Here is a 24,892-nt window from a genome sequence, read left to right on the forward strand (position 1 = left end):
TCGGAGCGCGATTGTGCCCGAGGTGTGGAAGAAGTCAAAGGGGACCTAGCTGACCGGCAGTGGGCCCGGTGAAAATTAGAGGCGACCAAGTTCCTCCTAAAGGTTAGAATTCCGCCGAAAATTGATAGCAGCAAGTGGTTGAGGTGATAGATGGCGTTAACAGGACGTCGAAAACTGCTCAATGAGGTGATCTTCGGTACAGATACTCCCGCCGGACGCAACTTTGATGTTTTCTTGATCTGGGCGATTTTGATCAGTGTGTCCCTGGTTTTACTGGCTTCGATTGGAGCTGTAGCGGATCGTTACGGTTCGCTGCTCATCGGTCTGGAGTGGGTCTTTACCGGGTTGTTTACCATAGAGTACTTCGCACGAATTTATTGTTCGGTGAATCGCCGTAAATATATTTTCAGCTTCTATGGAATTGTCGATCTACTCGCAATCCTGCCAAGTTATCTGGCCCTGCTCTATACCGGTGCAACCTATTTGCTGGTGATCCGCTTACTGCGGGTGCTGCGTATTTTCAGGATACTTAAGCTGGTTCGCTACCTGAGGGATGCCAATATTTTGTTGCGTGCTTTGGGGCTTGCGCGGCGAAAAATTCTGGTGTTCTACTCTAGCGTATTTGTAATGTGTATTATCTTTGGCTCCCTGATGTTTGTAGTAGAGGGGCCTGGTCATGGTTTTACCAGTATTCCCACCAGCGTGTATTGGGCAATTGTCACCATTACGACTGTAGGCTATGGGGATATTTCGCCACAGACGCCACTGGGGCAGGCAATTGCAGCGATGACGATGTTGATAGGTTACTCAATCATTGCAGTTCCCACAGGGATTTTGACCGCGGAGTTGGCGGGAGAGATGAATCGCGAGCGTACCCAGCTGGCTTGCCACAACTGCAGTCGCAGCGCCCATGATCCCGATGCGGAATACTGTAAGTTTTGTGGCCACAGGCTGGAGGATACGGAGGAGGTACCTGAAGTTTGAAAATTGTCAGCTCATCAGGCCTGCCTGCTTTTTGAGCAGAGAGGGGTAGAAGCTCCGAGAGATAGGGTCACCCCTGAGTCCATGTGACCTGAGCTAAAAATTCATCAGAAAGTATTTTTCTTGTTGGGAGTGGCTACCAGTCACCTGGAACACGTACTGCCACAACCTCAGCCTTGGCGCATAAACGGCCATCGCTGATAAGGCTACAGTGTAATACGGTTTTTTTGGGGCCGCGTCCGACAATAGAGGCTTCGAGGATTAGTGGTTTATCAATCATAGCTGGAGCCAGGTATTTGATATCGAGCTTACCGGTTGCGTACCAGATTTTCTCCCCAGTACCAACATCGCGCCCGGCCTGTACATAGCCATCAGCGATAGCCGTACAAATAGTATGGCAATCAATCACTGTGGCGATAATACCACCATTCAAATACTTTGCTGGACCAGCATTGTGAAACGGGCTGGGAGTAAACTCACAGCGGGTTTGATTCTGGCCACTCCAATAGCTCTTGATACGCAGCCCTTGGTCGTTGTCCGGGCCACAACCAAAGCAGTGGTTGCCCTGAATTTGATCCTGGATGGCGATTTCTTGAGTCATAACTGTCCCTCGCGATAGACGCGCAATACTACCGATTTGCGCCAGAGAGGGGAAGAAATTAACCTTGCGGGCTTCCAATAGAGTTACCCGAATTATCTGGACATAGATACATGGAAATATATGGCCTTTGCGCCCCTGGGTTTGAGGCACTTTATGATGCTTTCGCCAAAAATTTTCGCGAGTGTGGGGATACCGGCGCGGCCTTTGCGGTGCGCCAGCATGGAGAATTGATCTGTTCCTTATGGGCCGGTAGCGCTGATAGGGATGCCGAACGCCCTTTTACAGAAGATACTCTAGCCAATGTATTTTCTTCCAGTAAGGGCATACTCGCACTGCTTGCTATGCAACAAGTAGCTGCTGGTAACCTGGATCTGGACCGCCCTGTGGCAGACTACTGGCCGGAATTTTCCCGAGGTAAGGACAGTGTCACGGCACGCCAATTACTTTGCCACCGTAGTGGTTTGGTTGCCTTCCGTGGGCGGGTAAAGGATAGCCTGATTTATGACTGGCAGGCGGCATGTGATGAAGTGGCTCGTACTGAGCCTTGGTGGGCTCCTGGAGCTCAGCAGGGCTACGCCCCTTTTTTGTACGGCTGGAGCTTGGGTGGGGTGATCGAGCGGGTAGCGCAAAAGCCCTTATTGGAACTTTATCGGGAAATGTTAGCCAAACCCCTCGATCTCGATGGGGGCTTTGGCGCTAATGGACACAAATCCCAGCGTATAGCTGATGTCAGCCCCCTCAAACAGCCGCTTCCAGAGTTGCGTGAAAATGCTATTGGTCGTGCAATAAAAGAAGATCGCAAGGGTCCGGTTTCAATGGCGTTTAGCAATCCCGTTAGCCTGATGATGGGAACCAACAGCTCCGAGTGGCGCGGAGCATTGATTCCCGCTGCCAATGGACATTTCAGTGCGCGAGACCTGGCAGCAGTGTACGGCGATCTGTCAAAGGGCAACCCCGAAACTTTACCAATAGAATGGGTAAAAGAGGCTGCACGGGAGCAAAGTTGCGGCCGAGATAAAGTGCTACAGGCCGAAGTGAGTTTTGGTTGTGGTTTTATTCGCAGCAGTAACGCTGCGGATTTGCGTTTTGGTGGTCCTGAAGGCTTTGGTCATCCGGGTGCCGGTGGCAGTGTCGGATTCGCCGATCCTGAATGTGGCTTGGGATTGGGGTATGTCACAACAAGGCTGGGGCAGAGTTTGTTTATGGACCGGCGCGCGGTAGGGTTGGTGGAAACCTTATACGGGCTGCTGTGATGAGTGATGAAATTTTAAAGCTGGTTGAGCGTATTGATGAGCTGGAGAGCCGTCTCGCTTTCCAGGAGGATACTATCGCTCAACTTAATGACGTTATTGCTCGCCAGGATTTGGATATCCGGAGCCTGATTGCACGCATTCGTGAGTTGGGAGAAAAGTACAGTGCGATAACTTTCGAAATGCAGGGTGGAGCAAAGCAGCAAGATGAGAAGCCGCCACATTATTAGCAGGGGATAGCCTGTAGATGTGAATGATTAAAGTCGTGCCATTGAGTTGTGGGAGTAAGCACAAATGCGTCTAAAAAAAGTTTGTCCTCTGGTGCTGGAGGTATTGACAAACTTTTCCACATGCAAACATGCTGCTGACAACTACCTGTATACACTAAAACAGCCGGTACATTAAAAATTTTGCTTTATCTAACCTGTTGTTTTTATTGGCAAAACTCAAGAGTTTAAAAAATGTGCAAAATGCTATAGGCAAGGGATTACGCCATGTGGCGCTGACCTTTGTCGATTAATGCACAGAGTTATCCACAGATTTTGTGGAAGAAGGGGGTAAACACTTCTCTAGTGGCGAAACTGCACGCTAGTGCATCGTCGTCGCAGTAATCGATGATGCGCAATGGGGACTGGTCAATAGAACTGATGATCAGTTTATCTTAGCCTTCACAATATTTCGTAGGGTCGATTCAGCCGCCGGTCAGCTAGCGTGCTGAATACTGTAGGGACTGTGCAGGAGCACTGGGCTCAGTGCATCCCAATACCCGTTTATTAAAAGTGCGTTAGGAGAACCAATAATGAAACATTGGGTAGCAATTCTTGCAATGGGCTCACTGGTGGGTTGTTCCACTTTGGACCCATACACCGGTGAGAGTAAAACCAGTAATGCCGCCAAAGGGGCAGGAATTGGCGCTGTAGCTGGTGCAATTGTCGGTGCGGCAACTGCGAGTAAGAAAGACCGTAAGAAAGGGGCTCTCACCGGGGCCTTGGGTGGCGCAGCCATTGGCGGTGGCATTGGCTATTATATGGATCGCCAGGAAATGGCTTTGCGACAGCGCCTGGAGGGCAGTGGTGTTCGTGTTCAGCGTGAGGGCGATAACATCCGTCTGATCATGCCTGGCAATATCACATTTGGTACCAACCGCTCCGATATTCGAACTGACTTTTACGATACTCTGGAATCTGTGACTGTTGTTTTACAGGAGTTTGATAAGACAGCCATCCGTGTTAGTGGCCATACTGACAGCACTGGCTCTGACGTTTACAACCAGTCCTTGAGTGAGCAGCGCGCTAATTCGGTAGCTAGCTTCTTCAGTAATAGCGGTGTTGCCTACGGTCGTGTACAGGCTGTCGGTTATGGTGAGCGTTATCCGCTGGCTAGTAATGACTCTGAATCAGGCCGCCAAGCTAACCGTCGTGTAGAGCTCGAGCTGTTGCCGCTATAAGCGGCATGAGGCTTAGTTGCCTCTAGAGTGACACTCGCAGCGCCTAACTGAATAGTCGTAGGCGCTGCGGTCCTAATTAATCCCTTTTGACCTCCTCAGTATCAATCCTCCTTTACAGATGTGGCAGGGTTGCTCTTCTACCCTTATGTTTGTTTAATCATTGACCTTACTTTCAGGCAGGGTTAGTAAACTCAGGGCTAATAGTGCCGGTAGCAAACCATAGCTGGTGGCAACAGCCATTCGTAAAGGGGGGGGCGATAGGGCTTTTAAAGAGTTTCTTTTAAGTCGCTTAACTTATTCTCGCAGGTTTCTGTCTCATACAGTCTTTATTGGTTAGTCAAAAAGTGCATCTAAAGCTAAGATAGCATTTTGTCTGTTGACTGCGTCCCATGAAAAAAATACTGCTAATTAGTTTATTGCTCTCATCAGTAGTGCAAGCTGAGATTACCCTTGAACAACTAAAGGTGCCGGATGGCTTTGAACTTAGTTACTTTGCCGAAGATGTAGAGACTGCACGACAACTGGCACTTTCTGAGTCAGGTACTGTTTTTTCTGGCTCTTTCAGTGCCAAAAAGATATATGCTTTCAAAGATACAAATAACGATGGAAAAGCAGATCGGCGTTGGTTGCTCATGGAAAACTTAAGAGCGCCGACAGGGATTGCCTATAAAAATGGCGATTTGTATGTGGCCGATATTAATAAAATTATTCGTTTTCCTGATATAGATGAAAATCTTGATAAGCCAAAATCTGAAGTGGTTTATGATCAGTTCCCGTCTGATAGGCATCACGGTTGGAAATTCTTACGTTTCGATAAAAGGGGTAATTTAATAGTTCCTGTTGGTGCGCCATGTAATATTTGTGATGCAGATAAACGCTATTCCAAGATATTTTCTTTAGATCTGGCTTCAAAGGAAACAAAAGTAATAGCTAATGGAGTGAGAAATACTGTGGGTTTTGATTTTCACCCGCAGACAAATGAGTTGTGGTTCAGTGATAATGGCAGGGATATGATGGGAGATGATATCCCGCCTTGTGAAATTAATAGGGTAAGCTACGAAGGAGAGCATTTTGGTTACCCCTATTTTCATGGCGCTGATATTGCAGACCCTGAATTTGGTCAAGATAGGAAGGTTAGTGATTATTCCGCACCAGTACTAAATTTGGGTGCCCACGTCGCACCTCTGGGAATACACTTTTACCTTGGCAATCAATTTCCTGATGATTACAGGAAAAACCTTTTGGTTGCGGAACACGGCTCCTGGAATCGAAGCAAGAAGTCGGGTTATCGTGTGATGTTAGCTACTGTAGAAGAGAATAGAATCACCAACTATAAACCTGTGATTACTGGCTTTATGCGGGATGAAACGACTTTTGGACGCCCGGTGGCATTCCTGGAGATGCCTGATGGCAGTGTGCTGATTTCAGATGATTTTGCCCATAAGATTTATCGTTTAACTTACAGTGATCATTGAACTTCAGCTGAAGTGATTTTCTATAGAAGTATTGGGTTAGGCTGCCGGTAAAGGCGGCCAACTATCTTCAATATTTCCAGTAGCCATTAATGGGGCTCTAATTGCCTTGTCGCGTGTGCTTACTCATGTTTTGCGTGGAAGACAAGCCTTGACACTAATAGCCCGGCATGTTTCATATAATTCATTGGTTGAGATGACCGGGCTTCCCTGTCAGTTGAAACCCATGAATACTGACCGGTAAACGCTTTTTTCATAATTTCTTGCTGAAAGTTTAAAATCAAAATAGGGTTCTTCCGGGTTGTGCTATTTCTACAGTAGCGACAATACGAATAATGGAGAAAGCCTGTGTCCCGTCAAGCCACCCTAATAACGCTCTCCCTGGGGTTTGTCTTAATTTTCCTCAATTTGATGCCTCATATGGGACATGCAGAAGAAGGAGTATTGGGTGTGCCTACTACCAACCTGGAGATGCGTTTTACCGAAGCGGCGGTGGTAGCTCAGGTGGAGGTTATAGGAATTCATAGGGATGTAGACAGCGCTCTCTCAGAGCCGGGTGTCACAGCAATTTCAGGCTATGTTTATTCGGCTGTTCCTGAACAGATATGGAAGGGGGCTGTGGCAGATCAAATCACATTTCGTTTGGGGCTGGAGTTTTGCGATACCAAGCTTGAGAAAGGGGAGCGTTATTTGATCTTTGCCAGTCTGGATAGTTATGGACGGCTACAACTGCGCAGCTGCGATGCCGCAGTGGTGGAATCTGATGCAGAGGAGCTCTTAGCAGAGCTCAATGAATTCACCACTCGAGGATAGGTGCTTTAAGAGCGCCGCCAGTAACTTTGTTGATCTAATTTTGTTGAATAGAACTGTTGGTTGTAAGTTGCCTGCTATTTACAGCAATCCAAACTCTCCAAGTGGAGGTTACCTCCTTGAAGTACGCCAATGCCGAGTTATTCTTATCAGTATTGGCGTCATCTTCTTTTAGTCGATATGCGTTGAATTACTTGGCGCTGGCGTCAAAAGGCCTTAGGGCCAGCTATTATTGCCGCAGGGATGCAGTGTGAGGCAAGCCTATAGTGCTCACTGCCGTGGGCCCAAAAGCCCAGGCGCTTAGCCGGCCTTGCAATAAGTGTTTTCCAGAAACCGCTTGGGGTCGAGAGGTCGACGTATGAAGAAGCTATTGATTCCATTGATCATTTTGTTACTGATCATCGGATACTTTATGTCTCGCAGTGGCGAACACAAGGCCAAAGAAGCCTATGACTCGATGGATCAGCCAAAGAGCGAGCAAATGAACGATAACTCCACGCCGTCGGGTAGCGGCAGTGGTAGTGATTCTTCTTCGCCTAACGGCACCACCACACCACCTGATGGCATGGGTAACCCCGATACCCAGGTGCCACAGGAATCCGATCAGACAGATCCCACACCTCCTGGGGGTAGCACTTCTACTAGCTCTGGCTCAGTTCCCTCGAGCGGCGGACCAACCCCGGAGCCTGGGGAAGCAGATGCAGAGACTGCTAGTGGCAATCCTGATGATTCAACCCCACAGGAAGAGCCGAGCACGGCAAGCCCCGCTGGTGAAGCTGTTGATGAAGCCTCCAGTGAAGCCCAGCAAGCAGTAGAGGGTGCTGAAAATATGGAAAGTAATCCCGGTGATACTGACACGGGCACTGATGAGGGAATGGAAAGTAATTCTGGCCAGCCCCAGCAATAGATAGAACAGAAAGTAGGAACTAGGAGATCGGTGAGGGTCGCCTGTTTAGGCGGCCCAAAGCTATTTTAACAGAATGATCGAGCACAAATGGTGTCAGGGACACAAAATCCTAGAAATTCGCCCCAAGGGAAAGTTTTCTGCAGAAGATTTCCATCAGCTGGCGTCACAAGTAGATCCAGTGATCAGGGAACAGGGCAGAATAGAAGGACTAATGATCGACGCAGAGGATTTTGCTGGATGGGAAAATTTCGTCGCGATGATTACTCATTTTCGTTTTGTGCACGATCACCATAAACACATACAAAAAATTGCGGTGGTGTCCGACAACCCTGTTTTAAGTTTTATGCCGCATTTGGTTTGTCATTTTATCAGCGCAGAAGTCCGCCCGTTTAACTCGAATGAGAAGTCTGAAGCTCTGGAATGGTTGGAAAATCCGGGGTAGCATCACGCACCATCTAACGATTTTTAGGAGTAGTGGTGAGTCCAGCATTGGCCATTATCGCGGCGGCCAAAGATTACCTTGCCGCTGCTGAGCAACTTTCCAACCAGCTTGACCTTCCCTGCCTGGGTGTTGAAGATCCCACAGAAATTTGTGATTTTCCGCAGGTGCTACGTTGCGGTGAGCAACTACAGTTGTGCGCGACAGGAAAAAAAGCACCGGGACCAGTGGTTGTGGACTTTGTTGGTGGGGCTATGGCGCACAGGCGTAAATATGGTGGCGGTAAAGCGCAGCCAGTCGCTAAAGCTGTTGGTATACGGCCTGGTTTTCACCCCCGTGTTTTGGATGCGACCGCAGGGCTCGGACGTGATGCCTTTGTTTTGGCATCATTGGGCTGTGAAGTCCTGATGTTAGAGCGTAACCCAGTGGTGTATTTGTTGCTGCAAGATGGCTTGAGGAGGCTGCAGGAAGCTGCAGTCCTTGATCCAGAGTTGATATTGGTGGCTGAGCGATTGTCCCTTACTGATCGAAAAGACTCTTCTGCTGACTGGCTGGCACAGCAAGCGGAAGGTTCCTGGCCTGTTGTCTTCCTGGACCCAATGTTCCCGCCACGGGGCAAAAGTGCCAAAGTAAAAAAAGAGATGGTGGCTTTCCACTATTTGGTAGGAGCAGACGAAGATGCGGATGCTTTACTTGAGCCCGCGCTTAAGGCCTGTTATTACCGTACCGTGGTCAAGCGCCCGAAGCAGGCTCCGCATCTGGGTGAAAAAAAGCCCACGCTCTCGCTTGAGGGTAAGTCAGGACGTTTTGATATCTATACCAAACATGGCGTTCCTGGCTAAGCCACTTTAAGAATGTTTAGCTGGCGGCTTATGTAACCACCGGCTAAATATCGAATCAGGTAATATCATATTGCGTCTTACCCAAAAGCAGGGTGCTCTCATTTGCTAGCTCCTTTTCCTTCCTAAACAGCTGGTTGTAGCTGGTCACAGGGTCTATGTTGCCTTGGTGCCTGGTGGCATTTTGGTTTCTACTGCTATGTTGTTGCAAAACATCCATATGTAAAAACCCTCTTGGTATAAAGAGGGGGATATGCAGCGGCCCTTCATTGATGCAGATTAATGGCAAGGAGGTTGGCTATGAGAGAGAAGTCTCCGTTCGACCTGTTTTTTGATGAGTACAATGAGGATATTCCTGAAGATCACTTTCCCCGTGACAGTATTTGTGCTTATGCCGCCGAATCCATTGTAACCAGTGAAACCTGGTCTGACGCCAAACCGGCTATGAACCTGTCGTCCTTTGTCACCACCTTTACTGAGCCCGAAGCTTTTGAAGTGGCAAAAAAGCACTATCTCAAAAATTATATCGATCATGATATGTATCCCCAGCTTTTTGCTATGGAAGCACGGATGGTGCGCTGGTTGCACGAACTTTGGAATGGCCCGAAGAATGTAGAACCCTATGGTGCAGCGACAATAGGCTCTTCAGAAGCTTGTATGTTGGCGGGTCTGGCCCATAAATGGCGCTGGCGTAAGAGGCGAGAGAAAACAGGTAAAGATGGGGGCAGGCCTAACTTGGTCACAGGTGCCAATGTACAAATTGTGTGGGAAAAATTTATGCGCTATTTTGATGTAGAGCCACGCATTGCCCCGCTTAAGCCTGGACATTACCGTTTTACCAGTGAACACCTGGATACGTTAGTAGATGAGAATACAATAGCAGTGGTGGCTATTGCGGGGCAGACATTTACCGGTGAGGATGATTCCTTCCGTGCGATCCATAATTGGTTGGATAGTTATCAGGAAACTACTGGCCATGATGTCCCTATGCATATTGATGCTGCATCCGGTGGATTTGTGAACCCGTTTTTATATCCGAATTACCACTGGGATTTTCGCCTGCCGAGAGTTAAATCTATCAACGCGTCCGGTCATAAATTTGGCTTAGTGCCGCCAGGTTTAGGTTGGATAATTTTTAGAGAGCGTGCTGTTTTTGATGAGGACTTGATGTTTTATGTAAACTATTTGGGTGGTGAGATGCCTACTGCCACATTGAACTTTAGTCGCAATGCCTCCACTGTTGCCTACCAGTATTACAACTTTATTCGTCTCGGTTTTAAGGGTTACCAGGATATTATGCAGCATACTTTGGATAACGCTCAGACTTTACGTAATCGTTTGGTGGATAGTGGCTACTTTGAGATTATGAACAAGACTCAGCGTATCCCGGTAGTGGCGATGACTCTGAATAATAAAATCACCAACTTTAATGAGTATGATATTTCAGATAAGGTCCGTGAGCGGGGTTGGGTTCTGTCAGCTTATTCGATGCCGCCAAACGCCCAATCAGTAAATACCTTGCGAATAGTGGTGCGCCCACACCTTAATCTGAATGCAATACATGGCCTGGCAGATGACATCATTAACGCCTGCAACTGGTTGAAGCAACACGGCGGCAATGCCAGCCCACCGAAACTGCACGACCCTCGGAAGGTGGCGCCGAGTAAGTGTTAGTTTTCGTCTTCTGGTGAAAGTTGCTTTTAGGTGTTCTCTGTTATATAGAAAAATAACGTAAGATTTGAGGTAAATTTTAATATCTGTTTCTTATAAGGATTTAAAAAGAATAATCAATAATTATTCCTTCAGGTTATTGAAGCATACTCCAACATATATACATCGCTCACATTAATAGCCGCTAGACTGGGGCCCTGAATATTCGGTCTATATTATTATGGGATACAGACTATGAGTTGCAGGTACTCCGTAGTTTGGCAGTGGGCATACATGCAATTTTAGTTGAGGTGATCAAGGTAAAACTACTAAGAAATGTCCCTATGCCAAAGGTGGAATTTTTGAGGCCTTAGTGGCAATTTGGGTTGAAAAGTGGGGCTAATCAGATCTTTGGGGCGCTTTATCGGTAGGGGGGAAGATTGACGATAAAAAATGATAATTTTAGCCCAGCGATTTTCTTCAATATATCGATCCAAATTTAAAAATAGGGTTGATGGACGCTTCATAATATGATCTTTTTTTCAGCTTTGGGGGCGGGTCTTGCAATGTTAATGATTGGCAAACAGCAATAATTGAGAAATATCTCGAGTAAGGATATGCTTCAGCAGAATCGGATTATTGGGTTGCCTCTGATAATGATGTGCAATTAGGGGCTGTGGCCAAGTATTTAGGCCATGTTAATACTCAGTATCAATTCTAACTTGTCAGTGTTTTGGGGAAGTTCATGTTTCAAAAGTTAAAGGCCTCTTTGGGTATTGGTGCCGCAAAGGTTGATACAGTATTGGAAAGTAGCAGCATACTTCAAGGCGGTGTCCTTAAAGGAAACATTCATATCGCCGGTGGAGAGGTGGAACAACAGATTGATGCTATCAATTTGAAACTCTGTACTGAGGTGAAAATTGAAAATGATAACGGCGTTAGTTACCAGCAATTTGTCCTGGATCAAATTCAGGCTCTGGAACCATTTTTGATCAATGCTAATGAATCCAAGCAGTTACCCTTTGAGCTTAAATTGAATGACGAAACTCCGGTAACCGCACTTAACACGCGCAAGAACCAATGTCGGGTTTGGTTAGAGACCGTGTTAGATATTGATTTTGCGCTCGATCCTAAGGATAGAGATCTTCTGCAAGTACGGCCCTTACCTGTTGTCGAAAAGGTGATCGCGGCGATAGAGCAGGGTGGATTTAGCATGGTGAAAGCGGATGTCGAGAAGGGGTACCTGAGGGGAGGGAACTTTTCTTCAAAATCTGGATGTTACCAGGAGATTGAGTTTAAGAATTCAGGTCTTCTTAGTTCAAAAGAAATTGAACTTTCTTTTATTCTGGAGGGGGGAATGGTGCACTGCTTGGCAGAAGTTGATCGTAGATTTGGTCTGCGAGGCGATCAATATCGTTCTTTTACCTTGCATCGCGATGCCGATGAGAAGGAAGCTACTGCGGCTGCCCAATCAATATTGACACTGTAGTTAGTAGTGCCATCCATTCTAATTTGTTAAGACATTTGCATGCTGAAACCCGCGATGTGTTAATAATAGCAGGCGCTAGTCATTAAACATCGCGGGTTATTTGGTTATCAATGTTTAGCTAATTTTGCTTGACAATTATTCACTGAAATCTGCAGTGACAATCGTATCTGAGAATCCTTGATAGGCGGCCTCAAACATCTTAGCCATAGGGTCTGGGAATAGGTGAAAGTCCCCGTTTGCGAGGGACTCAACAATGCCTTTGGCTACAGTACTGGGAGCCTCTCCCTCCTCCAATCCTGCCTGTTTGGCCATATCGGTTTCTATCGGGCCTGGATGCACGCTGAGTACTTGTATTCCACGCTCTCCAAGTGTTTCTCGAAGGGCTTGAGTTATTGCGTAGCTTGCGGCCTTGGAGGCGGAATAGGTGCTCACCTGGGTGAAGGCACGCAGAGATACGACAGAATTCAATTGGACCAGTGCGCCGCGGTTCTTTTCCAGTTGAGGTGCAAAGGCCTTGGCAATCCTTACTAGCCCGAATAGGTTTACATTCAACTCGTGCTGCAGAGACTCTTCAACCTGCTCGCCAAGGGGTTCCGTAGGAGCTAGTACCCCGGCATTGTTGACCAGGATATCCAAGTCCTGGATTTCTTTTGCTAGTGCTTTTATTCCATTGCCATCCGTAACATCCAGTTGCACGGGGACTACCTTAGCACCGTATCTTCTAGTGAACTCAGCTGTGGTCCCGGGGCTTCGCACCGCCAGATAGACTTTTTTTGCCCCCTCCTCAATAAAGGTTTCCACAATGGATTTGCCAATACCGCGATTGGCTCCGGTGACCAGTGCAACTTTGCCTTGAACGGAAATACCCATCCTGATTCTCCTGTGAGTGATTACTATCTTCAATCTGTACCGATCGGTATGATTTGAACTGAAGTGTACTGATCGGTACAATATTGTCAAATGGTTTTTTGAAGAGACTTCACTATGGCGGGGCGTAGACTTGAGTTTGATAAGCCGAGCGCACTGGATGCTGCGATGCGAGTGTTCTGGAAGAAGGGATATGTGGGGACATCTTTAGCAGATTTAACCGGGGCTATGGGGATCAATAAGCCCAGTCTTTATTCTGCTTTTGGAAATAAAGAAGCGCTTTTCGTGCAGGCTTTACATCAATATTTAGAAAAACATGCCAAAGATCGCTTGGCTTATTTAAGTGACGATAAGCTGACGCTGACTCAGCGGATCTCTGGTTTCCTCCTTGCAACCGTCAGGGGCCAGTTGGCCGAAGAGACCCCTAAGGGCTGCTATTTGGCCCAGGGTCTGTCGGAGACTGCTGGAGAAGGGCTTCCCAAGGCAGCTATACAGGCCTTAAAAGCGGCTGATGAGGAGAATATGCGTTTGCTGGTGCGTTTCTTTCAGAGTGATGCTGACTCCCAATACTTGGGTTTAGATCGACAGGCGGAAAAGGTGGCTTTATACCTGGTGGCTCTGCTTCACGGCACTGCATCCCTGTCCCGGTCGGGCAGGAGCAAGTCTGAGTTGGAGGGTATCCTGGGATTTGCGCTGCGTGGCCTGGGAATCAATGAGGATGGGAAGCGGTGATCTGCCTCTACGCTGGATGGCAGGGGCAGATCTTACAAAATATTGCCTCAGAAGCGCCTACGGAACATTGGCAGGGGTTGGTCTGTTCCTGTTTGGTAGCTGTCACCGAAATCACTTAGGGAGTCTTTTAAGCTGACAAGGGGCTGTTCACCCTCAAAAGCATAAGCGTTAAAGCCACAGCGTTGAAGGTAGGTAAGCTGATCCCGCATAAAACCACCCACAGCCCGCAATTCGCCTTTAAAGCCAAACCGCTCGCGCAGTAGGCGGCCGGCTGTGAAGCCACGGCCATCGGCGAAAGCAGGAAAATTTATAGCGATCAGTGGAAGTTCTACAGCCTCATCACCAATCAGCTCCGCGCCTTCCTCGCTATCAAGCCAGACGCCGATTTCATCATGGCGAGCCGCGAGAGCTTCTTGATTATCTTTCCACTGGCGCAAGGGCAGGATTACCTTGCCATCGGGTAAAGCAGACAGATCAAAATCTTCGCCAGCTTCAACTTGGGGTATCAGCTGCCACTCATTGGGGCTAACCTCGCCATTGAGGATCAGCTCGGCGGGATTGCCCGGCTGCGGGCCCAGTTTAGCTGGCTTTGGCATAGACTCTCTCCTTGAAGGGCTGCAGGCCGATGCGGTTATAGGTATCGATAAAGGGTTCTTCGGCTTGGCGCTGCTCAACATAAAAGTCGAGAATTTTACCAATCACTTCAGGGACTTCTGCGCGGGAAAAGCTCGGGCCCAGTACTTTGGCCAGGCTTGCCTCGTTGGAGGCGCTACCTCCAAGCTGGATTTGATAGAATTCCTCGCCCTTTTTATCGACGCCAAGAATTCCTATATGCCCCACATGGTGGTGGCCACAGGCATTCATACAGCCGGAGATATTCAGGTTCAGGTCGCCCAGGTCATATAGGTAATCCATATCGTCGAAGCGGCGTTGGATTGCTTCGGCTACGGGGATGGATTTGGCGTTGGCAAGGGAGCAGTAGTCACCACCGGGGCAGCAAATCATATCGGTCAGGGTGCCGATATTTGGGGTGGCGAAGCCATACTTACGCGCCTGCTGCCATAAATCATACAGCTTGCCTTGCTCCACATCGGCGAGTACTACATTCTGGTCGTGGGTGACACGGGCCTCACCAAAGCTGAAGTTGTCGGCGAGCTCTGCAATGGCGTCCAGTTGGCTGTCGGTTACATCACCAGGGGGTACGCCGGTGGGCTTGGTGGATAGCTTGATAGCGCGGTAACCAGGTACCCGATGCGGGTAGGTATTGCGTTCCAGCCAGCGGGCAAAAGCTTTATTGCCATCCGCTTGTTGCTGTAGCGCGTCCTGCGTACTGGCGCTGTCAAACTCTTTGTATTCAGGTGATGTGAAAAAGGACTTGGCCCACTGCAAAGCTTCCTGGGTCAGCTTCTCTGCACCATCTTTAATATGCTGCCATTCCTCTTCTACCCGGCGGCCAAATTCCTCTGGGCCAAGGGCTTTTACCAGGATTTTAATGCGCGCTTTGTATTTGTTATCGCGGCGGCCCAGCTGATTGTATACGCGTACAATGGCTTCCAGGTAGGACAGCAGGTCCTTTTCAGGTAGGAAGTCACGAATGGTTTCGGCAATAACCGGTGTGCGGCCCTGGCCGCCACCAACCAGCACCTGAAACCCGATTTCCTCGCCGCGCTTGATGATTTGTACGCCGATATCGTGTACGCGGATGGCGGCGCGATCCTGTTCTGAACCACTCACGGCAATCTTGAACTTGCGCGGCAGGAAGGCGAACTCAGGATGGAAGGTGGACCACTGACGGATAAGTTCGCAGTAGGGGCGTGGGTCGGCGATTTCGTCGAGGGCAATGCCGGCGTAGGGGTCTGAAGTCGTATTGCGAATACAGTTGCCGCTGGTTTGTACAGCGTGCATTTCCACTTCGGCCAATTCGGCCAGAATAGAGGGTATATCTTCCAGCTGCGGCCAGTTGTACTGCAGGTTCTGGCGCGTAGTGAAGTGGGCATAACCCTTGTCGTAATCGCGGCTCACACGAGCGAGGCGGCGCAACTGGGTACTATTGAGCAGGCCATAAGGTACGGCAATGCGTAACATGGGGGCCAGTCGCTGAATATAGAGGCCATTTTGCAGGCGCAGCGGCAGGAATTGTTCCTCGCTTAACTCGCCAGCGAGATAACGTTCCGTCTGGCCGCGGAACTGGGCCACGCGATCGTTGATGATGGCGCGATCCCGGTCGTCGTATCGATACATAACAGCTTGATTCCATTGCCTTTGTGCGCTGATGGTGGAGAAAGGGGCGAGCCCCGGATAAATCTCCACTGGCGCATAACATACCAGCGCTCTTATGCAATAAATAACAATATTTTCCGCTATATCTGTAACTAACGGTTATAACGGAAAAGGAATTGCTCGCATATGCTGTCTTGCGCGATAAACGGAGATTTGCTCTACTTGACTGGCCGTTCCATGCGGCTCATCTACTTTGCATAACAATAATGAGCAATCGGAGTGATTCGATGAATGAAGAAGTAGTTGTTACCCCGGAAGAAGACAATTTTGTAGACGCTATAGCCGCCGTGGCTCTAGTCGCTATTTTTGTTGCCACCTGTGTTTTCTGGGTTGCTACCCGCTAGTAACCCAATGGCCCGGAGCTAGGCATTACCGGGCCTCCTACCTTCATTTTTTTAGGATGTTAGCAAAGGCAGCGGACTAGTCCTATCGGTTTCTTTAGTCGTAGTCGCTTGATTTCTGACTACGCTCTTAGCCCATATTGCCCAGAACAGTTTTCACAATGAGTGCCAATGCCAGTACAAAAAATGTGGTGAAGAGAATACCGGCGATAACATAGTTCACCATGCTACCGCTTTGAAAATCACGCTGTCGATTCTTGTTACTCTGAACGCCGATTGCCGCGGCCAGAGTGCTGAGCACTATCTGGCCAAAACCGGGTTTACCTGCCTTTTCTTTATTATTTTCTTGCATAGGCTCACTCCTCCAGATTGGGACGTAGCCAGCGCTCCAGTTCCAGTTCGCTGACACCTTTTCGTTTGGCAAGACTTTGCAGCTGGTCCCTGCCAATTTTGCCGACATTGAAGTATTTTGCCTGGGGGTGGGCAAAGTACCAGCCACTCACTGCGGCTGCAGGCATCATGGCAAAGTGTTCAGTAAGACTGACGCCTGCATTTTGCTCCGCCTGCAGTAATTTGAATAGAGTGGCTTTTTCCGAATGATCTGGGCAGGCCGGATAGCCCGGGGCAGGGCGGATACCTTGGTAAGCCTCCTTGATCAGCTCCTCGTTGCTGAGCGTTTCATCTGCCGCATAGCCCCAATATTCTTTACGGACCAGGCGGTGTAATGTCTCGGCAAAGGATTCCGCCATACGGTCTGCCAGGGCTTTTACCATAATGGCGTTGTAATCATCATGTTTGGCTTCGTAACCCTCCGCCAGCTCATCTGCGCCGATACCGGTGGTTACTGCAAAGCCGCCCACATAATCTATTTGGCCGGATTCCAGCGGCGCAACGAAGTCCGCCAGAGAGCGGCACAGACCATCGCCGCCGCGTTTCTGTACCTGTTGGCGCATATGGTGAAGGCGGGCCAGTTCCTCGCTGCGGCTTTCGTCCTTGTAGACGATGATATCGTCGCCGACGCTATTGGCGGGCCAGAGGCCGAATACGGCACGTGCACGCAATAGTTTCTTATCGATAATCTCTTTTAACATGCGTTGAGCATTGTTGTAGAGATCGGTAGCTGCTTCTCCTACGATTTCGTCTTCAAGGATCGCTGGGAATTTACCTGCCAAATCCCAGGAGATAAAGAAGGGGGTCCAGTCCATAGTATCGAGCAATTTCTCCAAGGGGAAATTGTCGATCACGGTGAGGCCCAGCTTGTTGGGGCGTGCCGGCTGGTAGTTTTTCCAGTCGAACTCCGGTGCGGTGTCACGCGCCTCCTCGTAGGTCAGGCGGGTGTCATTGCGCTTTCGGTTGGCGGTGCGGGTGCGCACTTTCTCATATTCGGCCTGGACCTTTTCCACGAAAGCCGGGCGCAGCTCATCGGAAATCAGACTGCTGGCCACACCTACGGCGCGGGATGCATCCGCCACATACACCACTTGGTTGCGATGAAACTGGGGGTCAATTTTCACGGCGGTATGGGCTTTGGAGGTGGTGGCTCCACCGATAAGCAGGGGAATATCAAACTCCTGGCGCTCCATCTCGGCAGCTACGTGAACCATTTCATCCAGGGAGGGGGTGATTAGGCCAGACAGGCCAATAATGTCACATTCTTTGTCCCGCGCAGTTTGAAGGATGGTTTCCGCAGGGACCATAACGCCTAAATCGATTACTTCGTAATTGTTACAGGCCAGCACGACTCCCACGATATTCTTGCCGATATCGTGCACATCCCCTTTAACAGTAGCCATCAGGATGCGGCCGTTGGAGCGACTGTCCTCGGTTTTTTCCGCTTCAATATACGGTTGTAGGTAGGCTACCGCCTGTTTCATTACCCGGGCGGATTTCACAACCTGGGGCAAGAACATCTTCCCTTCACCAAACAGGTCGCCGACGATATTCATGCCATCCATCAGCGGGCCTTCAATCACATCCAGCGGGCGTGAGGAGTTGGCACGGGCCTCTTCGGTATCTTCCTCGATGTAGTTGTTTATGCCTTTTACCAGGGAGTGTGCCAAGCGTTCGTTCACGGGCAGTTGGCGCCAGCTCAGGTCCTCTTTGCGCGCAGCTCCTCCACCATCGCCTTGGTACTTGGGAGCGATTTCCAGCAGGGCCTCAGTAGCATCCGGGCTGCGGTTAAGGATTACGTCCTCGACTTTGTCTCGCAGTTCCTCTGGCAATTCGTCATAAACCGCCAGCTGGCCGGCGTTAACGATACCCATATTCAGGCCGGCTTTAATGGCGTGAAACAGGAATACGGAATGGATGGCCTCACGTACCGGGTTGTTGCCCCGGAAGGAGAAGGAAACATTGGATACGCCGCCGCTGATCTGGGCACCGGGCAGGTTTGCGCGAATCCAGCGGCAGGCTTCGATAAAGTCCACCGCGTAATTGTTGTGTTCCTCAATACCGGTGGCGACGGCGAAAATATTCGGGTCGAAAATAATATCGGTGGGATCGAAGCCGACTTCATCCACCAATACATCGTAGCTGCGCTTACAGATTTCAATTTTTCGCTCGAAGGTGTCCGCCTGGCCATCTTCATCAAAAGCCATCACCACCACAGCCGCACCATAGCGCAGGCACAGCCGGGACTTTTCGATAAACTCCTCTTTGCCTTCCTTGAGGCTGATGGAGTTCACTATGGGCTTGCCCTGAATACACTGCAGTCCGGCCTCGATCACCTCCCATTTGGAGGAATCCACCATAAATGGCACCCTGGCAATATCCGGCTCGGTAGCGGCAAGATTGAGGAACCGGCGCATAGCGGCAAATGCGTCGAGCATCGCCTCATCCATATTGAAGTCGATCACCTGTGCACCGTCTTCCACCTGTGCAGCAGCCACTTGCAAGGCGGTGTCGTAATCCTCTTCCAGGATCAGGCGCTTAAATCGGGCGGAGCCCGTGACGTTACAACGCTCGCCCACATTGACGAATAGGGCATTTTCATCGGCGACAAATGGCTCCAGGCCTGATAGACGCAGTGCGGGTTTAATTTTTGGCAATTGTCGTGGGGCCAAATCGGCCACCGCTTCGGCAATTGCGCGGATATGATCTGGAGTGGTACCGCAGCAGCCGCCGAGGATATTGATAAATCCACTGCGGGCAAATTCCGCTACGATTGCGGCGGTCTGCTCCGGGGTTTCGTCGTATTCGCCAAATTCATTGGGCAGTCCCGCGTTGGGGTGGGCGGAGACATAAGAGGCACAGGCGCCTGACAAGGCTTCCACATAAGGGCGCAATTCGGTGGCGCCCAGGGCGCAGTTAAGCCCCACAGAAATCGGTTTTGCGTGGGCAACGGAATAGTAAAAAGCTTCGGTAGTCTGGCCGGAAAGGGTGCGGCCGGAGGCATCGGTAATGGTGCCGGAAATCATAATCGGCAATTCGAAACCCAGCTCCTCAAAGAGCTGCTGCATCGCATAGATGGCTGCCTTGGCATTGAGGGTGTCAAAAATGGTTTCAATTAAGATCAGGTCACTGCCACCATCAATCAAGGCGCGGCCCGCTTCTACATAATTTTCTACCAGCTGATTAAAAGTGACATTGCGTGCGCCGGGATCATTGACGTCTGGTGAAATACTGGCGGTACGGGAAGTGGGGCCGATTACGCCGGCTACCCAGCGCGGGCGTTCTGGGGTGGAAAGTGCATCCGCTGCGCGGCGCGCAATCTCTGCGGAAGCTCGGTTGATCTCCACCACCAAGTGTTCCATATCGTAATCTGACTGGGACAGCTGGGTCGCGTTAAAAGTATTGGTTTCGATAATGTCTGCGCCGGCTTCCAGGTACTCCCGGTGGATCTTTTCAATCAGCTCCGGGCGGGTCAGGCTCAATAGGTCATTATTGCCCTTTAGGTCGCGGGGGAAGTCGGCGAAACGCTCACCTCGGTAATCGGCTTCTTCCAGCTTTTCCCTTTGGATCATCGTCCCCATGGCGCCATCCAAAATCAGGATGCGCTGTGCGAGCGTGCCATTTAGTTGCTCTAGACGTTGATCACGGGACTGCTCGGACATATACCAATCCTTATGTTGTCGATGGCGTGAGAGCCATCAATCTTAGCACAGTACTTCCACCAAAAAGGGGGCGACTTAGTGTATCAATAGGGTATCCCCACAATAACCGGTATTTTTTTGCTAAATAACAGCAATTTATGTTTATGGTTGCGCTATTCATGGGTACAAAAAAGCAGGCGGCAGTTTTGTTGCGCCTTATACACTGTTAGGACCTGCTCTTTTCAATAGCATTGATTCAGCAGTTTCAGGTAGAGAATCTAAACGGGGCTAAGGGGCAGGGAATTTCACAGTGTGACTAATTGGTGCTCTAGACTTCCCACAGTTTTTCATTCTTTGTTACTCATAATCGAGTGATATCCGCCAATTAACGTTTCATTTTGCTGGAGGCTACTGATGAAAATACTGATGGTACTGACTTCGCACGACCAACTGGGCAATACCGGTAAGAAGACCGGTTTTTGGTTGGAGGAGTTTGCCGCACCTTATTACATCTTTAAGGATGCGGGAGCTGAGGTGACCTTGGCGTCTCCAAAGGGCGGTCAGCCGCCACTGGACCCTAAAAGCGATGAACCGGATTTCCAGACAGCGGCAACTGAACGCTTTCACCAGGATCCGGCAGCCCGGCAAGTGCTGGCTAACACTGTGAAACTAGCTGATGTAAAAGAGCCAGATTTCGATGCAGTTTTTTATCCTGGAGGTCATGGCCCACTCTGGGATCTCGCGGAGGATCAGGAGTCTATCTCCCTTATTGAGGACTTCTTTGCTGCGAATAAGCCAATAGCCGCAGTCTGCCATGCTCCCGGTGTTTTCCGTCACACCTTGCGCCAGGATGGCAAACCGCTGGTCTCCGGTAAGAGTGTCACAGGCTTTACCAACACCGAGGAGGCTGCAGTTCAGTTGGTGGATGTGGTGCCCTTCTTGGTGGAGGATATGCTCAAAGATAAAGGGGGACACTACTCCAAGAAAGACGATTGGGCGCCCTATGTGGTGCAGGATGGCAAGTTGGTGACTGGTCAGAATCCTGCCTCATCAGAGGAAACTGCCCAGACTCTAATGGGACTGATCCTGGTTTAGGCTGGCTTTGGGAGGCGTCGAGGGACGCTCGTCACCTCCCGGCCAATACACCGGTTTCACTTGAGCGCTTCTGAGAGTAAAATACCCGACAAAGTAGCTCGGTTATTTGAGAAGGCTTATGTCAGAATTGAATGTCACCATTACCGAATCTGCGCAGGAATACCTGAAGGAACTGCTGGCCAAGCAGGACTGCGAGGGAATTGCCATTCGCATGTTTGTCTCTAACCCCGGCACACCCAGTGCCGAAACCTGCATCGCATACTGCCGCCCTGGTGAGGAAGAGGCAGATGATGTGATGATTGAGATGAATGGTCTCAAGGCATACTTCGAAGGGCGGAGTGTGCCTTACCTGGATGAGGCTCGAGTGGATTATTCATCAGACAAAATGGGCGGCCAGCTTACTATTCGTGCGCCCAACTCGCGCATGCCCAAGATTACCGATGACAGCCCCATCGAAGACCGGATCAATTACGTACTCTATAACGAAGTGAATCCCGGACTTGCTGCTCATGGTGGCCAGGTGAGTCTTGTGGAGGTTACCGAAGACAAGTTTGCTGTGCTCAAGTTTGGTGGAGGCTGTCAGGGGTGTGGCATGGTGGATATGACCTTGAAAGAGGGCGTTGAGAAAACACTGAAGGAAAAGATCCCAGAGCTTGCTGGCGTGAAAGATATTACTGACCATACCGATAAATCCCAGGCTTACTATTGATCGCAAATGCCGGGTTAGCCCGAATGGCATGATCGTCTGAGTTAAAAAGCGGCCTATAAGGTCGCTTTTTTTATTGTGCATTTTTAACTCCCATTCTCATGTTTGATGCGGCGAACGGCAGGGTGCCGCATTGCTTCCCCCTGTTTATATTTGATTTATTGACAACGCTTTTCTGTTGATGAAGTGGCGTTTTCCTTGCAGATACACTGGACTGGCGGGGAAGAAAATTTATGTTTGACCAGGTAGTGTTTGCCGGTGGCGGTGTTCGTTGTACCTGGCAAATTGGATTCTGGGATGCAGTGGCCAGTGAGATACAGCTGACCCCGAAGGTGGTTAGTGCTGTTTCCGCCGGGGCTTTGGTATCGAGCCTGATCCTTATGGGGAAATCCCTGGCAGCGGTAGATCACTTTGCCTCGGAGTTTCGTAGCAATAGTAAGAACATCCACTGGCAAAACCTGTTTAAGAGTGAGCCGGTCTTCCCTCATCACGATATTTACCGTCGAGCCATGCGCAAACTATTTGCCGGCGGCCTTAAAAAACTGCGTGCGACTGCAGACTTGCGTGTCGCGGTCGCTTATTCACCAGAGTGGCTCAAGGGGCCTTTAGCACTGCTTCTGGGGATTGGAATCGACTATTCCGATACCTATATCTCACGCAGCTTACATCCGGATGGTGCCCGGCGGATTGGCTATCGGCAGTCCTTTATTTCCGTGCACAAATGCACTGATGAGTTGGAACTGGAACGGCTAATTTTAACCTCTTCCTGTACGCCCCCTTTGACACCAAGGCAGCAATTTAGGGGCGCGGAAATTCTTGATGGTGGTGTGGTGGATAGTGTGCCGGTTGGGGGCTTGGACCCGACCCCGGGTAGGGTCCTGATTTTGCTGACCAGAAATTATCCTCAGTACCCTTGGTGTTTTACCTGCCATAGGGGTGAACAGTTGTGGACTTATGTGCAGCCCAAGCAGCCTCTGTCGATCCGGGTATGGGATTTTGCAAATCCCGAGGCTTTGAACCGGGTTTTTCACGCTGGGCGCGCAGACGGCCAAGCATTCCTGGCGATGCTACTGGCAGGAGAGCACTGTTGACGATTAGCCGCGAAAGTGGAGTTGCGCGGAATGTTTGATCAGGTGGTCTTTGCTGGTGGCGGCGGGCGCTGTACCTGGCAGATAGGGTTTTGGGAGACCGTTGCTGAAAAAATTCAATTGCGCCCCCGTGTGGTGAGTGGCGTGTCCGCAGGCGCATTGATTGCAGGCCTGATTATGATTGGCAAAGCCCCGGCAGCTGTGGACTATTTTGCCTCTGTGTTTAAGGCCAATCAAAGGAATATCTATTGGCGTAACCTGTTTCGCAAGGAGCCGGTGTTTCCCCACTATGATATTTACAGGAACGGTATCAGGGCACTTTTCTCAGAACGTTTTCCTCGCCTGAGATCTGCGGCTGAGTTGAGGGTTGCCATCTCCCGGCCGCCGAGCTGGCTTCCGGTTTCCCTGTCATTGGCTATGGGAGGGGCTATTTACTACTCAAATAAATATCTGCTGCACGGGCTTCATCCCTCCGCAGCGCGACGCCTGGGGTATCACCAGGATTTTTATCGTGTCCAGGATTGTGCTGATGTAGCCGACTTTGAGCATTTGATATTGAGCTCATCTTGTACGCCACCTTTTACTCCTCGATTACGATTCCATGGTCTGGAGGCACTGGATGGTGGGGTGGTAGACAATGTCCCGGTTGGGGGAATAGATCCCGGCAAAGGCAGGGTGCTAATCCTGCTGACACGCCGTTACCCAGGTTGTCCTGATTGGTTCATCGAGCGTAGGGGGGAGCAACTCTGGACCTATATACAGCCATCGAAGTCTCCGCCGATCAGTGTTTGGGACTTTACAAATCCGGAGGGGCTGAGAAGTACCTGTGAAATGGGCCGCCATGACGGCCGACTTTTTTTACGCAATGTACTGGCAGATCGCTGTTTTTACACTGACGTGGGGAAAAGTAATGTTTGAACAGATGGTCCTTGGTGGAGGTGGCGGTCGTTGTACCTGGCAGCTGGGTTTCTTGATGGCTATTACGCAGGAGATTGAGTTGGCACCTAAAGTGATCTGTGCTGCGTCAGGTGGAGCCATGGTGGCCAGTTTCCTGTTGATGGAAAGGTGTGAGGAGGCGGCAGATTATTTCCATTCGGTGTGCAGGAACAATCAGAGCAATATTCACTGGAATAACCTTATTTCTGACGAGCCGGTATTTCCTCATTTCTCCATTTACAAAAAAGGAGTGAACCATCTGTTTTCTGGGGGGTTCGAGCGTTTATGTGCTGCTGCTGACTTGCGAGTGAGCGTAATTCACCCACCTTCATGGTTACCGTCTCCCCTGGCTTTAGCGACAGGAATTGCGCTTGATCACCTAGAGAAGCAATTTGCACAAAGACTTCACCCAACAATGGCTTTCCGGTTTGGTTTTCGCCAAATGTTTTATGGGGCGCGGGACTGCTCCAATGTGGCCGAATTAGAGCACTTAATTTTGAGCTCCTGCTGCAACCCACCCTTATCTCCCAGGCTCTATTTCAATGGTGAAGAAGCCCTTGATGGTGGGGTTGTGGGCAATGCACCGGTTGCGGGCCTTGATGCTGTAAGAGGCCGTGTCCTGATTCTCGATGCCGGGCATTTTGCTAACTTCCCAACATTTCACAGCGTGCGTAAGGGAGGTCAGCTATGGACTTACGTTCAGCCATCCCAGGCGCTACCGATCAGCGTTTGGGAATTTAGTGATCCGGAGGCTACTCGAAAAACTCTGGAGATCGGTCGTGCTGACGGACAGGCTTTCCTGAAATACCTATCCAGCGAAGAAATAAAAATCCTTTGGGGTTGGGATTAATGTGACTGCGGATCGCATTTGGCAGATAAGTATTGAAAAGGGGAATTGTCAGTACTTGGTTTGGAAAAGTAGTGATTTAGA

General features: G+C 49.8%; 23 protein-coding genes. 17 read left to right on the forward strand and 6 right to left on the reverse strand.

Going from position 1 to position 24,892, the window contains the following annotated elements:
• Window positions 1-150 precede the first annotated feature (150 nt).
• Window positions 151-984, forward strand: coding sequence for an ion transporter (locus ACJJI7_RS16075; protein WP_282950818.1), 834 nt, complete (start codon window positions 151-153; stop codon window positions 982-984).
• Between the two features lie 133 nt (window positions 985-1,117).
• Here the strand turns inward: ACJJI7_RS16075 and ACJJI7_RS16080 are convergent, their stop codons facing one another.
• Window positions 1,118-1,582 (reverse strand): PaaI family thioesterase, encoded by a 465-nt coding sequence (locus ACJJI7_RS16080; RefSeq protein ID WP_282950817.1) that lies wholly within the window; start codon window positions 1,580-1,582, stop codon window positions 1,118-1,120.
• Between the two features lie 110 nt (window positions 1,583-1,692).
• On the opposite strand from ACJJI7_RS16080, the gene ACJJI7_RS16085 reads away from it, so the two are divergent.
• From ACJJI7_RS16085 to ACJJI7_RS16130, 10 genes are all read left to right on the forward strand, one after another.
• Window positions 1,693-2,835, forward strand: coding sequence for a serine hydrolase domain-containing protein (locus ACJJI7_RS16085; RefSeq protein ID WP_282950816.1), 1,143 nt, complete (start codon window positions 1,693-1,695; stop codon window positions 2,833-2,835).
• The gene (locus ACJJI7_RS16090; protein WP_282950815.1) at window positions 2,835-3,062 is read left to right on the forward strand and encodes a SlyX family protein; all 228 of its coding nucleotides are present in this window, start codon (window positions 2,835-2,837) and stop codon (window positions 3,060-3,062) included. Before ACJJI7_RS16085 ends, ACJJI7_RS16090 begins: the two co-directional genes overlap by 1 nt.
• A 569-nt stretch (window positions 3,063-3,631) precedes the next feature.
• A complete protein-coding gene (locus ACJJI7_RS16095; RefSeq protein ID WP_020415114.1) occupies window positions 3,632-4,279 on the forward strand; it encodes a YiaD family glycine zipper/OmpA-like lipoprotein in 648 nt (215 codons plus the stop codon).
• A 389-nt stretch (window positions 4,280-4,668) separates the two neighbouring features.
• The gene (locus ACJJI7_RS16100) at window positions 4,669-5,754 is read left to right on the forward strand and encodes a PQQ-dependent sugar dehydrogenase (RefSeq protein ID WP_444901741.1); all 1,086 of its coding nucleotides are present in this window, start codon (window positions 4,669-4,671) and stop codon (window positions 5,752-5,754) included.
• Window positions 5,755-6,099: 345 nt separating this feature from the next.
• Complete coding sequence (locus ACJJI7_RS16105; RefSeq protein ID WP_282950813.1) at window positions 6,100-6,564, forward strand: hypothetical protein; 465 nt, start codon at window positions 6,100-6,102, stop codon at window positions 6,562-6,564.
• A 355-nt stretch (window positions 6,565-6,919) separates the two neighbouring features.
• Window positions 6,920-7,468: a hypothetical protein gene (locus ACJJI7_RS16110; protein WP_282950812.1), complete on the forward strand. Its 549-nt coding sequence runs from the start codon at window positions 6,920-6,922 to the stop codon at window positions 7,466-7,468.
• 73 nt (window positions 7,469-7,541) lie between these two features.
• Entirely contained in the window at window positions 7,542-7,910 is a 369-nt protein-coding gene (locus ACJJI7_RS16115) for a SpoIIAA family protein (RefSeq protein ID WP_020415118.1), read from the forward strand.
• 35 nt (window positions 7,911-7,945) lie between these two features.
• Entirely contained in the window at window positions 7,946-8,749 is an 804-nt protein-coding gene (locus ACJJI7_RS16120) for a class I SAM-dependent methyltransferase (protein WP_020415119.1), read from the forward strand.
• Between the two features lie 297 nt (window positions 8,750-9,046).
• Complete coding sequence (gene gad / locus ACJJI7_RS16125) at window positions 9,047-10,420, forward strand: glutamate decarboxylase (RefSeq protein WP_282950811.1); 1,374 nt, start codon at window positions 9,047-9,049, stop codon at window positions 10,418-10,420.
• Window positions 10,421-11,141: 721 nt separating this feature from the next.
• Window positions 11,142-11,885 carry a sporulation protein gene (locus ACJJI7_RS16130; protein ID WP_444901740.1) on the forward strand — a complete coding sequence of 248 codons (744 nt, stop codon included), beginning with the start codon at window positions 11,142-11,144 and terminating at the stop codon, window positions 11,883-11,885.
• Window positions 11,886-12,020: 135 nt separating this feature from the next.
• Here the strand turns inward: ACJJI7_RS16130 and ACJJI7_RS16135 are convergent, their stop codons facing one another.
• The gene (locus ACJJI7_RS16135) at window positions 12,021-12,755 is read right to left on the reverse strand and encodes an SDR family oxidoreductase (RefSeq protein ID WP_282950809.1); all 735 of its coding nucleotides are present in this window, start codon (window positions 12,753-12,755) and stop codon (window positions 12,021-12,023) included.
• Between the two features lie 114 nt (window positions 12,756-12,869).
• Between ACJJI7_RS16135 and ACJJI7_RS16140 the strand changes: the two genes are divergently transcribed.
• Window positions 12,870-13,484 carry a TetR/AcrR family transcriptional regulator gene (locus ACJJI7_RS16140; protein WP_020415124.1) on the forward strand — a complete coding sequence of 205 codons (615 nt, stop codon included), beginning with the start codon at window positions 12,870-12,872 and terminating at the stop codon, window positions 13,482-13,484.
• 47 nt (window positions 13,485-13,531) lie between these two features.
• Here the strand turns inward: ACJJI7_RS16140 and ACJJI7_RS16145 are convergent, their stop codons facing one another.
• The 4 genes from ACJJI7_RS16145 to metH all read right to left on the reverse strand — a co-directional run bounded on the left by ACJJI7_RS16145 (window position 13,532) and on the right by metH (window position 20,157).
• A complete protein-coding gene (locus ACJJI7_RS16145) occupies window positions 13,532-14,080 on the reverse strand; it encodes a DUF934 domain-containing protein (protein ID WP_282950807.1) in 549 nt (182 codons plus the stop codon).
• On the reverse strand, window positions 14,064-15,725 hold the full coding sequence (locus ACJJI7_RS16150) for a nitrite/sulfite reductase (RefSeq protein ID WP_282950806.1): 1,662 nt from the start codon (window positions 15,723-15,725) through the stop codon (window positions 14,064-14,066). Before ACJJI7_RS16150 ends, ACJJI7_RS16145 begins: the two co-directional genes overlap by 17 nt.
• Window positions 15,726-16,235: 510 nt before the next feature.
• Window positions 16,236-16,457, reverse strand: coding sequence for a DUF2970 domain-containing protein (locus tag ACJJI7_RS16155; protein WP_020415128.1), 222 nt, complete (start codon window positions 16,455-16,457; stop codon window positions 16,236-16,238).
• Between the two features lie 4 nt (window positions 16,458-16,461).
• A complete protein-coding gene (gene metH / locus ACJJI7_RS16160) occupies window positions 16,462-20,157 on the reverse strand; it encodes a methionine synthase (RefSeq protein WP_444901739.1) in 3,696 nt (1,231 codons plus the stop codon).
• Between the two features lie 393 nt (window positions 20,158-20,550).
• Here metH and ACJJI7_RS16165 point away from each other — a divergent pair, with 393 nt between their 5' ends.
• From ACJJI7_RS16165 to ACJJI7_RS16185, 5 genes are all read left to right on the forward strand, one after another.
• Window positions 20,551-21,231 (forward strand): type 1 glutamine amidotransferase domain-containing protein, encoded by a 681-nt coding sequence (locus ACJJI7_RS16165; RefSeq protein ID WP_444901738.1) that lies wholly within the window; start codon window positions 20,551-20,553, stop codon window positions 21,229-21,231.
• A 118-nt stretch (window positions 21,232-21,349) separates the two neighbouring features.
• Window positions 21,350-21,940, forward strand: a complete 591-nt coding sequence (nfuA, locus tag ACJJI7_RS16170; RefSeq protein ID WP_020415131.1) for a Fe-S biogenesis protein NfuA — start codon at window positions 21,350-21,352, stop codon at window positions 21,938-21,940.
• 230 nt (window positions 21,941-22,170) lie between these two features.
• Window positions 22,171-23,028 carry a patatin-like phospholipase family protein gene (locus ACJJI7_RS16175; RefSeq protein WP_020415132.1) on the forward strand — a complete coding sequence of 286 codons (858 nt, stop codon included), beginning with the start codon at window positions 22,171-22,173 and terminating at the stop codon, window positions 23,026-23,028.
• Between the two features lie 30 nt (window positions 23,029-23,058).
• Window positions 23,059-23,943: a patatin-like phospholipase family protein gene (locus ACJJI7_RS16180; RefSeq protein ID WP_353375239.1), complete on the forward strand. Its 885-nt coding sequence runs from the start codon at window positions 23,059-23,061 to the stop codon at window positions 23,941-23,943.
• Complete coding sequence (locus tag ACJJI7_RS16185) at window positions 23,936-24,811, forward strand: patatin-like phospholipase family protein (RefSeq protein WP_020415134.1); 876 nt, start codon at window positions 23,936-23,938, stop codon at window positions 24,809-24,811. The genes ACJJI7_RS16180 and ACJJI7_RS16185 overlap by 8 nt, the downstream gene beginning before the upstream one ends.
• Window positions 24,812-24,892: the final 81 nt, after the last annotated feature.

It is taken from the genome of Microbulbifer variabilis (genome assembly GCF_056232115.1).